The following is a 13,889-nucleotide window of genomic DNA, read 5'->3' as shown; positions in this document are numbered from 1 at the left end:
TCAGCGCGCACAAAAACAAATGCCCGCAGGTTAATGCTAACCTGCGGCACCGGGGCTGTCACGCCCTTCAGCCAAAAATGCTGAAAATTGGCGCAGTTACGCGCGACCTTTGAGATGCTTTGCCAAAGCGCCCGCGTTTTTCTTGCGCCGACCCTTGTAGGGGTTCTTGTCGCCCTGCCCGCGTAAAGTCAGGCGGATCGGCGTGCCCGGCATGTCAAAATCCTCGCGCAGGCCGTTGACCAGATAGCGTGTATAACTGGCGGGCATCTTGTCAGGGTGCGAGCACATTACAACAAACCCCGGCGGCCTTGTCTTGGCCTGGGTCATGTAGCGCAGCTTGATCCGGCGTCCCTGAGGTGCTGGCGGTGGGTGCTGTTCAAGCATAGCGGTCAGCCAGCGGTTCAGGGCAGCGGTCGGAACCCGGCGGTTCCAAACATCATGGGCGCGCAGGATGGCGGCACGCAAACGCTCCAATCCTCGGCCTGTTTTCGCAGAAACCGTGATCAGAGGCGCGCCGCGCAGCTGCGGCAGCAGGCGATCAAAGGACTCTTTCAGATCACGCAGCTTTTCCTGCTTGTCCTCTTCAATGTCCCATTTGTTGACAGCAACAACAACAGCACGTCCTTCGCGCTCGGCCAAATCGGCGATACGCAGGTCCTGTTGTTCAAACGGAATGGCTGCGTCCAGCAGCACGACGACCACTTCGGCAAATTTCACCGCGCGCAGACCGTCCGAAACCGAAAGCTTTTCCAGCTTTTCCTGCACCTTGGCCTTCTTGCGCATCCCAGCCGTGTCAAAAATCCGCATTGGCGTGCTATCGCCCTCAGGATCGGCCCAATCCACCCGCAAGCTGATCGCGTCACGTGTAATTCCGGCCTCGGGACCGGTCAGCAATCGATCTTCGCCAATAATCTTGTTGATCAGGGTGGACTTGCCCGCATTCGGGCGCCCAACAACCGCGACCTGCAGTGGTTTGGCATCGGTGATCAGCGGGGTTTCACCCTCACCATCCTCGTCCAGTTCAATATCCGTTTCCGGCGCATCGTCCACAGCCTGTTCCTCGGCGGCGTCAGCCAGCGGCATCAATTGCGTGTAGAGATCCGTCATCCCCTCACCATGCTCGCCCGACAGGCGCACCGGCTCACCCAGGCCCAGATTATAAGCCTCAAGCACACCAGCGTCCGCAGCTGACCCTTCGGCCTTGTTGGCCGCGAGAATTACGTGTTTGGAGCGTTTGCGCAGTATCTCGGCAAACATCTCATCCGTCGGCGTAAGACCCACACGTGCGTCGATCATGAACAGGCAGACATCGGCCATATCCACGGCGCGCTCGGTCAAGCGGCGCATCCGGCCCTGCAGGCTGTCATCAGTCGCGTCCTCAAGGCCCGCCGTGTCGATCACCGTAAAGCGCAGATCACCCAGACGCCCTTCGCCTTCGCGCAAGTCACGCGTCACGCCGGGCTGATCATCGACTAGGGCCAGGCGTTTGCCCACAAGGCGGTTGAACAGAGTGGATTTGCCCACATTAGGGCGCCCCACGATGGCGAGGGTCAGCGACATGATACTCAACTTTCAAGACTCAGACGCGCCCTTTAGCGCATCTTGCGGTCAACGGAAAGCGTGCAGTTCACCTTTGGACGACACGACGTACAGCGTCTGTCCCGCGACAACGGGTGCGGTGGTGGCACCACCGGGCACTTCTACGCTGTTAACCAGCGTTCCATCCACCGGATTAAAGAACCGAAGGAAGCCGTCATTCGAAGCGATCACGACGCGCCCACCAGCGACGATCGGGCCATAGTGAGCAACAATCGGGCCACGACGCCCCGGTTTATCTTTGACAAACCCCGGCAGGTCCCGCGCCCAAACGATGGAACCATCAGAGCTGTTCAGTCGAACCAACTGGCTACGATCGCTGATCAGGAACAGGCTATTGCCCGCAGGCCAGACCGTGTCGACAGCCCCTTCTTCGGCAGTCCAGATCCGTTCACCAGACCCTGCATCGAACGCCACGGTGCGTCCCGAGTGGCTGCCGATGTAGATAGTGTTGCCGACAACCATAGGTCCGCCGGTTACGTCAACAATCTGTGATACCGCACGTCCCCGACGTCCGCCTGCTACCGATGCGTTCCAGCGCTGAATCCCGCCCCTGCGAAACGCGGCAGAAATATCGCCCGAGCCGAAAGCAAAAACAGCAAATTCCGACGCAATCACCGGAGCCGGAGCGCCGAGTACATTCCCCACACTCGGGGTGCCCTGAACCTGCCAGGCAATGCGACCATCCTTGGTGTCCACGACCCAACCGGTTTCGTCGCCTGCTACCAGATATAACAGGCCGTCATTAACCAAAGGCGCACCACTGCCGGTGGCGTTCAGGCGCTTTTGCCATTTGATCGCACCGGTCTTGCCTTCCAACGCAGTCAGCCGCCCAAAGCCCGATGACACGTAGAGCACGCCGTTGGCATACGCCATCCCGCCCCCGGTCGCATCGCTGTCGCCATCGTTCGCAGGGATCAGGTTTGTGCTCCACGCCACCTGACCCTGTGGGGTGACCGCAGATACTTTCGCGCCCGCGTCCAACGTATAGATCAGGCCACCGGCGGCCACCGGCTCGGCGGTGATACGGCGCTTGCGCGAATCTCCCTCTCCGATTGACGCGGACCAAATGCGCTGCGGTGCTGCACGCAAAGCCGCATTGGTGGTGCGATATGCAGGCGTCCCTGCGCTTTGCGGCCAATTGGCATTCGCTTTCTGTGCCGGCAAGCTGATCGGTTTCGAACCAAGCGTGGCCACCGTCACATTGTCGGTAGTCTGGCGAATATCCTCGCGCGGGCCGGAAAGGATGGTTTCAGGTTCCTCACAGGCGGCCAGCACAGTCAGCGATAGTGCCGCGATCGGCAATCCAATGCGGGAGATTATACTTGTCACCATCGTACTCCGAACTCGCCTGTCATTCTTTATGCCGCCGGATCAACCCTGCCGGGCCACCAGCGGTTCCGGTTCGCCACCCAAGGCGACAATCAATTGCGCGGCGCGTTGCTGAAGATCGACGCCAATTTCAGCATCCTGACGCATTGCCTGCAACCGGTCGAGCGCGGCATCGACATTGCCTTCAGAGATGTCGATCAAGGCCAACTGTTCCTCGGCCAGCAACCGCAGCGGCGCACCTGGTGCCGCCAACGCTTCGAATTGCTGACGGCGGTCTGCCGCTGGCATTGTATCGGCCTGCAGCAGCAGAGCCTTGAAAGAAGCAATCGCTCGGTAAATATCCGGCAGCTCGCCCTGTACCGCCACCGCGTTCAGGCTTGCAACCGCCTCATCCCGCGATCCGGCCTCGATTTGCGATGACGCCAGCAACATGTTCAGAACGGCATCTCCGCCCGGCGTGGCAGCCTCGATCTCCTCAAGGCTGGCGACACGATCAGCCGATTCATTTTGCGACAACGCATTAAGAATCGCATCCCCCAAATCCTGAGCCTGCCCCGTGATACGAGCCTTGCGAACCTCGTTAAACGCAGCGCCACCCACGATCAGGACCACGGCAAGAACCCCGACCCAACCCCAACGGCGCAGCAGCAGAAACAGGCGATCACGGCGAACCTCTTCGGTTACCTCATCAATAAAACTGTCGACGTCGCTCATCCCTGCTCCCCAGGCTTTGTGCTGATGTATGGCGCCATGTCATACCTCGGCCTCCCGGCCAAGCCAAGAGCCGGAATTCGCACATTTTCGCGGCGACACGCCACCCTTGCGAAAAAAAGTGAACCGAACTATTCAGTTTAGTGTGGAAAAGATGCATGCTTGTCCCCATTTTCTAGCATGCGCGCCGAGAAAAAATCGGCGAATAATTCTGTAGTGAGGCCTTGTATGCGTCTGATTTCATTCGTGAATGCAATCTTGGTTGTTACCGCGTTGTACCTTCTGGTTTTCGAAAGGGACGCGCTGTTTGCATTTGCCGGTCGCGGTGACACCGAAGTTGACGTGACGTCCGATACCGAAACCGCCGATCACGAAACGTCGAGCCAATCAGCAATTGCTGTGGTTGCCATGCGGTCCATCGCACGGGAAATTGACGGCGCCGTGTTGGTGCGCGGGCAGACCAGGGCCAATCGACAGGTCGAAGTATTGGCCGAAACCACCTCGACCGTAATCTCGGAACCCAAGCGTAAGGGTGCATTCGTTGAAGCCGGGGATCTGCTGTGCGAGCTGGACCCAGGCACCCGCCCCGCCAGCCTGGCCGAAGCCGTAGCCGCCAAGCTGGAGGCCGAAAGCCGCATCCCCGAGGCCGAAGCTCGTTTGGATGAGGCGCACGCACTTGTCGCCGAAGCGCAGATCAATCTGACCGCGGCACAAAAGTTGTCAGAGACAGGCTTCGGATCGGAAACACGCCGGATTTCAAGCGAGGCTGCGATGCGATCTGCCGAGGCCGGCATCAAAACCGCTGAAGCCGGCCTTGAAGCCACGCGCGCGGGAATTGAAGCCGCAAACGCAGAAGTCAAAGCCGCCCAGCGCGAAATTGACCGGCAAACCATCGAAGCACCTTTCAAAGGATTGCTGGAAAGCGACACTGCTGAGCTTGGCAGCTTGATGCAGCCCGGATCGCTCTGTGCGACGGTAATCCAGCTTGATCCGATTAAGCTGGTCGGCTTCGTACCCGAGGTTGACGTGAACAAGATCATTGTCGGTTCCGAAGCTTCGGCGCAGCTGGTCACCGGTCGGCAAGTCGCGGGTCGAGTTACCTTTCTCAGCCGTTCAGCGGATGAAACCACCCGCACCTTCGAAGTTGAGATCACAGTTCCGAACCCGGACCTGACCATTCGCGACGGTCAGACCGCCGATATCCGCATTTCGGCCGACGGAGCAAAGGCACATCTCCTGCCCCAGTCTGCCCTTACCCTGAACAACGAAGGGCAAGTGGGTGTGCGCACCGTGGGCGCAGGTAATATTGTCGATTTCATGCCAATCAAACTGTTGCGCGATACCGCAGAGGGTATTTGGGTAAATGGGTTGCCAGAAACGGCTGACGTCATTGTTGTCGGGCAGGAATTCGTGACCCAGGGCGTAAAAGTTAAGCCCACCTATCGGGACGCTGCACAATGAAAGGGTTAGTCGCTTGGGCCGCTAACCGAGCCCGCATGGTTCTGGCCTTCATCGCGATCTCGCTGATCGTCGGTGGGTTTGCCTATGTTGGACTGCCCAAGGAAGGAGAGCCGGACATCGAAATTCCGGCTCTGTTCGTCTCGGTTCAATTCCCCGGCATCTCGGCTGAAGACTCGGAAAACCTGCTGATCAAGCCAATGGAGACCGAACTGGCGGATTTGGATGGTCTCAAGGAAATGACCGCCACCGCCGCCGAAGGTTATGCCGGTATCGCACTGGAGTTCGAATTCGGCTGGGACAAGACGGCTATTATGGCCGACGTGCGCGACGCGATGAACAGCGCACAGGCTGATTTTCCGGAAGGTGCCGAGCAATATACGCTCAACGAAATCAACTTCTCTGAATTTCCTATTGTCATCGTCAATCTGACCGGGGCGGTGCCGGAACGCACAATGGCGCGTATCGCCAAGGACTTGCAGGATGAGCTTGAGGCATTGGATTCGGTGCTTGAAGCCGGTATCGCAGGCAACCGGGACGAAATGCTGGAAGTGATCATCGATCCGCTGCGGCTGGAGTCCTACAACGTATCAGCAGACGAGTTGATCAACGTCGTACAAAACAACAACCAGCTGATCGCTGCGGGCGAGGTGGACACGGCGCAAGGCACATTCTCGGTCAAGATCCCGTCTTCATTCAAGACCGCCGAGGATGTCTATAGCCTGCCCGTGAAGGTCAATGGCGACCGCGTCGTGACAATGGGTGAGCTGGCGCAAATCAACTACACCTTCGAAGACCGCGAAGGCACCGCGCGGTTCGACGGGCAATCGACGGTGGCCCTGCAGGTGGTCAAACGCAAGGGCTTTAACCTTATCGACACCGTGGACGACGTTAAAGCGACCCTGGCCGTTGCACAGGAAAAGTGGCCTGCAGAGCTGCGTGCCGCAGTAGACGTAGGCACTTCGAACGACCAGAGCCGTATCGTCGCCTCGATGGTACGCCAGCTTGAGGGCTCGGTCCTGACCGCGATCGCATTGGTGATGATCGTTGTTCTGGCCTCGTTGGGTACGCGCGCGGCACTGTTGGTGGGTTTTGCGATCCCAACCTCATTCCTGCTGAGCTTTGCTTTTCTGGCCGTTATGGGTGTTACCATTTCAAACATGGTGATGTTTGGGCTGATCCTTGCGGTGGGGATGCTGGTCGATGGTGCCATCGTCGTAGTGGAATACGCCGACAAGCGCATCAAAGAGGGCATCGGCCCGATGCACGCCTATGTCGAGGCGGCGCAAAGGATGTTCTGGCCCATCGTATCATCCACCGCGACGACGCTTTGTGCTTTCCTTCCGATGCTGTTCTGGCCCGGTGTTCCGGGCGAGTTCATGAAGATGTTGCCGATCACGTTGATCTTTGTGCTGTCGTCCTCGCTGATTGTTGCGTTGATCTATCTTCCCATTGTGGGCGGCGTGTCGGGCCGCCTTAGCCGGACATTTGACCGGACGTCCAACTGGTTGCGCAGAATAGCGCCGTGGTGGGTGCGTGCCGTGCTCGTCCCGCCGTCGCTGTACATGATCTTCTTGGGTGCGATGCAGATGCTGAACCCAGGCTATTTGCTGCCCGAGGGCGCATCAGGCGGCGTGGTCTTTGGCGCATTTCTGTTCATACTGGGTGGCTTTGCCGGGTCGGTGACCCTGAGCGCGGCCAAAATCGAGCGCCACCGCGAGGAGCGCGTCCATTCCGCACGCGAGCACACTCCGTTCGGCTCTGTGGTTAAATTCCTGGTCGGCAATCCGATCATGCCCGTCGTCTCAATTGCTGTTGTCGCCTGCAGCGTGATGGCAGTGATGATTTACTTTATGAACAACAACCGTGGCGTTGAGTTCTTTGTCGAAACCGAACCGGAACAGGCCACTGCCTATGTTCGGGCACGGGGCAACCTGTCGCTACAGGAAAAGGATGCACTTGTGCTGGCCGCCGAAGAAGTGATCAGCGCACACCCGGCCGTGACCAATGTGTTCGCCTTTGCTGGTGAAGGTGGCCTGAACCAGAACGATGGGGGGGCCTCGGCCCCTGCCGATACCGTAGGCCGCGTACAATTCGAGATCACTCCTTGGGAAGATCGGCCCACGCAAACCGAACCCGCCTTTTTCGGCCTTTTCGATCGTGAGATCATCGACCCCGAATTTGACGGTGATTACGTTCTGGATGAATTGAATGCGGAACTCGCCAAGCTGCCCGGTTTCATCGTTGAAATTCTGCCGTTGGAGCAGGGCCCGGCCTCAGCCAAGCCAGTGCATCTGCGCATCAAGGCGGATGGCTGGGAGGAACTGACGACAGCAACCCAATCCGCACGCGCTGTGTTCGACGAAACGCCGGGCCTAATCAAGATTGAAGACACCCTGCCCCTGCCCGGTATCGACTGGCAGATTGACGTGGATGTGGCCAAGGCTGGTCGTTTCGGTGCTGACGTGGCCACAGTCGGCGCAATGGTGCAGCTGGTCACGCGCGGTATCCTGCTGGGCGAAATGCGCCCTGACACCACCGATGAAGAAGTCGAAATCCGTGTGCGCCTGCCTGAACAGGATCGCGTATTGTCGACGCTGGATTCGCTCAAGGTCCGCACCCCTGACGGACTGGTGCCGCTGTCCAACTTTGTCACTCGTCAACCGGTGGCCAAACTGGCCGAGATCAACCGGATCGACCAGCAACGGTATTATGATGTGAAGGCGGATGTTGAGCCCGGCCTATCCAAGATTGTTGTGGGTGGCCCAGAGGGAACCGTGCAGCAGCTGGCCGTCGTTCGTGCGGTAGAAGAAGGTACAGAGCCTAATGGCACGACCGTTACTGGCCCAACCGGGATAGTATACGAGTTGTTTCAACTGACCGGAGCCTCGACCGTTGAAGACCTGAAGGCCGCCATTGAAAGTGGTGATGCCCGCTTTGCCCTGGTTAACCCGAACGAGCGGATCGCAGTTCTCACGGAATGGCTCAACACTGATCCCTTCTCGAACGCTGTCAGCTGGGAATGGACGGGCGATCAGGAAGATCAGGAGGAATCCGGCGCCTTCCTGCAAAGCGCATTCCTTGGCGCGCTGGGGCTTATGTTCGTGATCCTGCTGGCCCAGTTCAATTCGTTCTACAACTCGGTTCTGGTTCTGCTGGCTGTTGTGCTGTCGACCACAGGTGTTCTGATCGGAATGATTGTGATGCAACAGCCTTTCTCGATCATCATGACCGGGACCGGCATCGTGGCGCTGGCCGGGATCGTGGTAAACAACAACATCGTTCTGATCGACACCTATCAGGAATACAGCCGCTACATGCCCCGGATCGAGGCGATTGTTCGTACGGCCGAAGCACGTATCCGCCCGGTTCTTCTCACCACTTTGACTACGATGGCCGGCCTGACGCCGATGATGTTCGGGCTGTCACTGGATTTCATCAATGGCGGTTATTCGATCAACAGCCCGACGGCTTTGTGGTGGAAGCAACTGGCCACCGCCGTTGTGTTCGGGTTGGGTATCGCAACAGTTCTGACTTTGATCGTGACCCCATCTCTGCTGGCGCTGCGAGTTTGGGTTACGACTTATCTGGTGTGGCTCGGCAAACTCCTAGCTCGCGCGTCAGGCGGGCGGTCAAGCCAGGTTGCGCAGGACATGGCAATCGGAAAGGCGGTACGCCACGCGCAGGCGACCGAAGTGGTCTGGGGCGACGAAACACCCATCGCGGACCCAGGTACGGAATCAGAAGAGGATCCGGGGTCGCCACCCACCTCACCGCTGAAAGCCGCAGAATAATATGAATGACGAGCCCTCAGGCTCGTCATTTTTTTTACAGCACATTGGTCCGAATTTGCGGACACTTCACTTTGCCAACCGGGTCCACGTCTGATGCCCGCAGATCGCATGGTCACAGCCACGCACGGTCAGAGAGTTTCCGCTTAACGTCATTTGCGGTACGACATCCACATTGACCATCGGTATCCAGAAATCTCCGCCGCCGTATTTGCCGCCTCCTTCGCTGGCGACGTCCCAAAACAGCTTTTTCCCGATATTCGGCGTCTGCACCTCTTTGCCCGATTTGTCATAGGCAGACTGGATCAGGCCACAGAACTTGTCGCCGCAGGCCGTTATCTTGATATGTGAGATCAGGTTCTTGCGGTCAGGTTCAGTTTTCCAAACACCCACAATGGGATCAGCGACCGCCAAAGCTGGTATCAACAGGGCTAACGCGGCTGGGCAAGCAGTTCTTGATATGAAACTACGCATCAAATTCCCTCCTGCTAATACTGGCCATTATACCACATGATCGGGCGCAGGCCGGTAACAGTTCAGGCAGCCTGCGCATCCGATTGCTGGCGGCTCCACAGCTGCGCATAGCGCCCTTCGCGTTGCAGCAGCTCGTCATGAGTACCTTGTTCAAGGATTGCACCCTGCTCCAGAACCACAATGCGATCCGCCTCTGCGATCGTACTGAGGCGATGCGCGATGGTCAGAACAGTGCGTCCCTCTCCGGCCCGCGCCAAGGCATCCTTGATGTCCTGTTCGGTATCCGTATCCAACGCCGACGTCGCCTCATCCAGCAGCAGGATTGGCGGGTTCTTCAGCAGGGTGCGCGCAATACCAACACGCTGTTTCTCACCCCCTGATAGTTTCAAGCCACGCTCGCCAACCTTAGTGTCATAACCTTCCGGCAAGGTTACAATAAAATCGTGGATCTGGGCGGCTTTGGCCGCGGCCTCAACATCTTCTTGCGTGGCCCCGTCACGACCATAGGCAATGTTGTAGCGAATGGTGTCGTTGAACAGCACCGTATCCTGCGGCACAACACCGATGGCTGCGTGCAGGCTGTTCAGGGTCACATCGCGCACATCCTGCCCGTCGATCCTCAGTGCCCCGCCGGTCACATCGTAGAAGCGGAACAGCAGCCGCCCGATGGTGGACTTGCCCGACCCCGTAGCCCCTACAATTGCCACCGTCTGCCCAGCGGGAACTGTCAGTGACACGCCCTTGAGGATTTCCCGATCCGCATCATAGCCAAAGTGCACATTGTCCAACGTGACCTCGCCACCATTAACGACCAACTCCGGTGCGTCGGGTTTGTCGGAGACTTCGGCAGGCTGTTCCAGCAAGTCAAACATTTGCCCCATGTCGACCAGAGACTGACGGATTTCCCGATACACCGTACCCAGAAAATTCAGCGGCACGGTAATCTGGATCATGTAGGCGTTGACCATGACGAAATCGCCCACTGTCAGCGTTCCGTTCTGCACCCCGATAGCCGCCAGAACCATCACGCCAATCAACCCGCAAGTAATCAGGAAGGACTGACCGAAGTTCAGAAAGGCCAGCGAGTAAGCTGTCTTCAGCGCCGCCCCCGCATAGGCTTTCATCGAAACGTCGTACCGTTGAGCTTCACGCTGTTCAGCATTGAAATACTTAACGGTTTCAAAGTTCAGCAAGCTGTCGATAGCGCGTTGATTAGCTTCGGTATCCTGATCGTTCATCTCGCGCCGCAGCTTCACGCGCCACTCGGTGACCGCGAAGGTGAACCAGATATAAAGCGCAATAGTCACCGCCACGACAACCAGGTACCAGACATCGAACAACCACATAAGGATGATCGCAACCAGCAGCAGTTCCAGTATCAACGGGCCAATGGAAAACAGCAGGAACCGAAGCAGGAACTCTACCCCTTTCACACCCCGCTCGATAATCCGGCTGAGCCCCCCGGTGCGGCGCGTTACGTGGTAGCGCATCGAGAGTTGGTGAATGTGCTGAAAGGTCTCTAACGCCAGTGCGCGCAAGGCCCTCTGTCCGACCGGGGCAAAAGCCGCGTCGCGTAATTGCTGGAACCCCACGGTCATCATGCGCGCCACGCCATAGGCCACGGTCAACCCAACTGCACCCAGCGCTAGTGGCGGTACGCCCTCTCCTGCCAGACTATCGACCGCCCCCTTGTAAAGGATCGGTGTATAGACCGCGATCAGCTTGGCCAATACAAGCATCCCCATGGCGATGACAACCCGGCGTTTTACCCAAGGCTCATCATCCGGCCAAAGATAAGGTGCTACCTTTCGGATCGTTCGCCAACCAGACCGGCGTTCATCGGTCTGGGGCATGTCGTTCGAATGCGTCGGGGCCAATCGTCTCATCACGTACCTGTTCTGCGGTCAGAGAAAGACCTCGCCCTGAAAAGCGCCAAAGGCAAGGACTTATTCAGGAATCGTAAAAATCTGACCGGGATAGATAAGGTCCGGATCGCGGATCGCATCCCGATTGGCCTCGAACAGTTTCACGTAAAGGATACCGTCACCAAACCGCTCACGCGAGATAGCCCAGAGGGTATCGCCCTTCTGCACTGTAACCGACCGGATCGGAGGTGTATCTGTTTCTGGCGTCGGCTCGTCCGTTGTTTCGACGGCGCGCAAAACCTCCAGCGGCTCGCGCTTAAACGGAGTTTCAAGTCGGCTGACAACAGTTCCGTCCGGCGCAACCTCGTCCACTCGCAGCGTGTAGACACCGGGCTCAACACCGTCCAATTCACTCCTCCATTTGCCGTCATCTGCAGGAGGCACGTCATCCACCAATTGATTGTCCAGATACAAGCGCACGACCGATCCGTCCGGAACGCGACCGGTCAGTTCAACTTCACCGGCGTCGGAATAGCCAATTGTGTCCAGCGCAACTTGTTCCGGTGCCTGCGTTTGACCGCCCGCGCCCTGCACCAGCTCTACACCATCCTCACCCGATCGCAGAATGGCAATCTGCTGGTCCTGTTCCTCTGCCACCGTATCTTTGGCGGGTTGTTCCTGGACGTCTTGCTCAGTCGCGCCTGCCGTTTCAACAGTGGCGCTGTCGCCGGTTTCGGCACCAGCGGTGCCTGTTTCCGTGTTCGTAGTGTCAACTGCCTGTGCAGATTGTACTGGCGCTTCTTCGGGCTCGGGTTCAGGCAAAGCCGCTATTAAGTAATCATCAGATCGAAGTGGCTGTTCGCCCTGTGATTCAATTACCAAGCCCCGCGCATTTTCGGAAAATGGGATAGTGACGAATTCTGCGAACTGCCCGCTGGGATCAACGGTAAAGCTGTGCACGGGGGCTCCGTCCAGCAGCACGCTCAGCTCTACGCCCGGTTCGGCGGAACCCGACAGTACTGCATTGCCATCAGGTTCAACAAATATCTGATCCAAGATCGGAGCCACCTGCGGCGCAACCTCTGCGGCCGCTTCTTGTTCGTTTGCAGGTTCCTCAGGCTCAACAGCAACCTCAGCTGGCTGTTCAGCGGTCTCAGGCTTGGCGTTGGTATCCTCAGTTTGAACCGCAACATCAGCCTGCGACACCGGGTCTTCCGAAGAGCCCCCAATCAATCCGGACAAGAACAATCCGCCTATCCCTGCCACAACTACAATTCCGGCGATCACCCCCCAGACAACACTACCAGCGTTTCCGCTTCCCGAGTCGGCGTTCATGTTTTTCCTTTCACTCCGCAGCGCAAGTGCCTTGAGCATAACACCTTCTGCCTGACGGTTGAGCCAATCTATCAATCTCGCTATCACGGGTCAAAAGCTCAGGCACAACCCCGGAGAGCGATCACAATGTCTCAGAAATCCGTTTGTGTGTATTGCGGGTCACGCAATGGCGCCAATTCCACCTATTCCAATGCTGCAAGAGCATTTGGAACAATGCTGGCGCAGGAAGGTTGGCGGCTGGTCTACGGCGCCGGCGATGTGGGGTTGATGGGCGAAGTCGCACGCGCCGCTCAATCTGCGGGTGGCGATACGTTTGGCGTGATCCCGGTTCATTTGCTGCGACGTGAGGTCGGCAAAACCGACCTGACGCGCTTTGTCATCACCGAAACAATGCACGAGCGCAAAAAGGTCATGATCATGAACGCTGATGCCGTTGTGGTGCTGCCGGGCGGTCCCGGCTCACTGGACGAGCTGTTCGAGGCCCTGACATGGCGCCAGCTTGGCCTACATGACAAACCCATTTTGGTGATGAATGTGGACGGTTACTGGGACGCGCTGCATGATCTGTTGCAGCAGGTCATTGGCCAAGGGTTTGCCGATGGATCGCTGGCAGATTTCATCACTTGGGTGGACGATCCGGCAGATGCAATGTCCACACTTCGAGGGTTCCTGACCTAGCGTGTGGACGGGCGACCATGGGCCGCCCGTTAAGATTACACTGCTTTTGCAGAGGGATTCGAACGGCTGGTTAGCAGCTTTTCGACCTTGTGTAACGGATGGTTGGTCAGGGTTTTGTCAACCTCGGCCACGACCTTGGCCAGAACCTCACTGTGAAGACGGCGGCGCAACAGGCCCAGCACATGCGGGCTGGCAACTAGAACCAACCGGTTAAATGCCCCCTTCAATCCCTTACGGTTCAGCAGATTGGCAACATCCTGAACGAACAGGGATTTCGCATGAGTTTTCCAATCTGGTTCTTCCATCGCCGATTTCTGGTTCGGCCCACCATCAAAACGCCGTCCGGCCCGGTCAGTTGGGCCGGTGGATACCTCCTGCTCTTCGACCGCAACAACAACCAGATTGGGGTCTTCGGCATCAGTGATATTCTCAACAAATAACGCCTTTTCTCCGTCGGCAATGACAACCCAAGTTCCCTGTTCAAGTGCAACCATCATGCTCTCCTGTAATGGTTTCAGTGGCCATTCCTCAGGCGCAGGAGTACCCTGACGCGGCCAGCGGTACCTGGCGCGTTGCCCGAGTTCTTTTCATTTGATGTGCGGTACTCTCCCTCCGCTTCATCTAAGGTAAGCACTGCGGAGTTGCGTAC

The 13,889-nt window shown here is 57.8% G+C and carries 10 protein-coding genes; 3 read left to right on the top strand and 7 right to left on the bottom strand.

Annotation, left to right across the window (positions count from 1 at the left end; genetic code table 11):
* Nucleotides 1-96 precede the first annotated feature (96 nt).
* Genes der through ACR0D7_RS05625 form a run of 3 tightly spaced genes read right to left on the bottom strand, consistent with a single transcriptional unit; the run spans nt 97 to nt 3,642 of the window.
* A complete protein-coding gene (der, locus tag ACR0D7_RS05635; RefSeq protein WP_480678110.1) occupies nt 97-1,560 on the bottom strand; it encodes a ribosome biogenesis GTPase Der in 1,464 nt (487 codons plus the stop codon).
* Nucleotides 1,561-1,608: 48 nt separating this feature from the next.
* Complete coding sequence (locus ACR0D7_RS05630) at nt 1,609-2,931, bottom strand: PQQ-like beta-propeller repeat protein (RefSeq protein ID WP_480678109.1); 1,323 nt, start codon at nt 2,929-2,931, stop codon at nt 1,609-1,611.
* Between the two features lie 39 nt (nt 2,932-2,970).
* Nucleotides 2,971-3,642 carry a hypothetical protein gene (locus tag ACR0D7_RS05625; RefSeq protein WP_480678108.1) on the bottom strand — a complete coding sequence of 224 codons (672 nt, stop codon included), beginning with the start codon at nt 3,640-3,642 and terminating at the stop codon, nt 2,971-2,973.
* Nucleotides 3,643-3,867: 225 nt separating this feature from the next.
* Between ACR0D7_RS05625 and ACR0D7_RS05620 the strand changes: the two genes are divergently transcribed.
* Both ACR0D7_RS05620 and ACR0D7_RS05615 read left to right on the top strand, forming a co-directional pair.
* On the top strand, nt 3,868-5,100 hold the full coding sequence (locus ACR0D7_RS05620; protein WP_480678107.1) for an efflux RND transporter periplasmic adaptor subunit: 1,233 nt from the start codon (nt 3,868-3,870) through the stop codon (nt 5,098-5,100).
* On the top strand, nt 5,097-8,891 hold the full coding sequence (locus ACR0D7_RS05615) for an efflux RND transporter permease subunit (protein WP_480678106.1): 3,795 nt from the start codon (nt 5,097-5,099) through the stop codon (nt 8,889-8,891). The genes ACR0D7_RS05620 and ACR0D7_RS05615 overlap by 4 nt, the downstream gene beginning before the upstream one ends.
* A gap of 66 nt (nt 8,892-8,957) precedes the next feature.
* Here ACR0D7_RS05615 and ACR0D7_RS05610 read toward each other — a convergent pair whose 3' ends face one another.
* The 3 genes from ACR0D7_RS05610 to ACR0D7_RS05600 all read right to left on the bottom strand — a co-directional run bounded on the left by ACR0D7_RS05610 (nt 8,958) and on the right by ACR0D7_RS05600 (nt 12,562).
* The gene (locus ACR0D7_RS05610) at nt 8,958-9,362 is read right to left on the bottom strand and encodes a DUF2147 domain-containing protein (protein WP_480678105.1); all 405 of its coding nucleotides are present in this window, start codon (nt 9,360-9,362) and stop codon (nt 8,958-8,960) included.
* A gap of 62 nt (nt 9,363-9,424) precedes the next feature.
* On the bottom strand, nt 9,425-11,215 hold the full coding sequence (locus ACR0D7_RS05605) for an ABCB family ABC transporter ATP-binding protein/permease (protein WP_480678534.1): 1,791 nt from the start codon (nt 11,213-11,215) through the stop codon (nt 9,425-9,427).
* 93 nt (nt 11,216-11,308) lie between these two features.
* Nucleotides 11,309-12,562, bottom strand: a complete 1,254-nt coding sequence (locus ACR0D7_RS05600; RefSeq protein WP_480678104.1) for a LysM peptidoglycan-binding domain-containing protein — start codon at nt 12,560-12,562, stop codon at nt 11,309-11,311.
* Between the two features lie 126 nt (nt 12,563-12,688).
* On the opposite strand from ACR0D7_RS05600, the gene ACR0D7_RS05595 reads away from it, so the two are divergent.
* Nucleotides 12,689-13,240 carry an LOG family protein gene (locus tag ACR0D7_RS05595; protein WP_480678103.1) on the top strand — a complete coding sequence of 184 codons (552 nt, stop codon included), beginning with the start codon at nt 12,689-12,691 and terminating at the stop codon, nt 13,238-13,240.
* A gap of 35 nt (nt 13,241-13,275) precedes the next feature.
* Here ACR0D7_RS05595 and ACR0D7_RS05590 read toward each other — a convergent pair whose 3' ends face one another.
* Entirely contained in the window at nt 13,276-13,734 is a 459-nt protein-coding gene (locus ACR0D7_RS05590; RefSeq protein WP_480678102.1) for a host attachment family protein, read from the bottom strand.
* Between the last annotated feature and the right edge of the window lie 155 nt (nt 13,735-13,889).

It is taken from the genome of Ruegeria sp. BB7 (assembly GCF_056539365.1).
This window is presented reverse-complemented; position numbering and strand designations above follow the sequence as displayed.

Bases quoted from the DNA above. Each gene is read 5' to 3' on its own strand.
- der (WP_480678110.1), bottom strand. From the start codon at position 1,560: ATGTCGCTGACCCTCGCCATCGTGGGGCGCCCTAATGTGGGCAAATCC.
- ACR0D7_RS05630 (WP_480678109.1), bottom strand. From the start codon at position 2,931: ATGGTGACAAGTATAATCTCCCGCATTGGATTGCCGATCGCGGCACTA.
- ACR0D7_RS05625 (WP_480678108.1), bottom strand. From the start codon at position 3,642: ATGAGCGACGTCGACAGTTTTATTGATGAGGTAACCGAAGAGGTTCGC.
- ACR0D7_RS05620 (WP_480678107.1), top strand. From the start codon at position 3,868: ATGCGTCTGATTTCATTCGTGAATGCAATCTTGGTTGTTACCGCGTTG.
- ACR0D7_RS05615 (WP_480678106.1), top strand. From the start codon at position 5,097: ATGAAAGGGTTAGTCGCTTGGGCCGCTAACCGAGCCCGCATGGTTCTG.
- ACR0D7_RS05610 (WP_480678105.1), bottom strand. From the start codon at position 9,362: ATGCGTAGTTTCATATCAAGAACTGCTTGCCCAGCCGCGTTAGCCCTG.
- ACR0D7_RS05605 (WP_480678534.1), bottom strand. From the start codon at position 11,215: ATGCCCCAGACCGATGAACGCCGGTCTGGTTGGCGAACGATCCGAAAG.
- ACR0D7_RS05600 (WP_480678104.1), bottom strand. From the start codon at position 12,562: ATGAACGCCGACTCGGGAAGCGGAAACGCTGGTAGTGTTGTCTGGGGG.
- ACR0D7_RS05595 (WP_480678103.1), top strand. From the start codon at position 12,689: ATGTCTCAGAAATCCGTTTGTGTGTATTGCGGGTCACGCAATGGCGCC.
- ACR0D7_RS05590 (WP_480678102.1), bottom strand. From the start codon at position 13,734: ATGGTTGCACTTGAACAGGGAACTTGGGTTGTCATTGCCGACGGAGAA.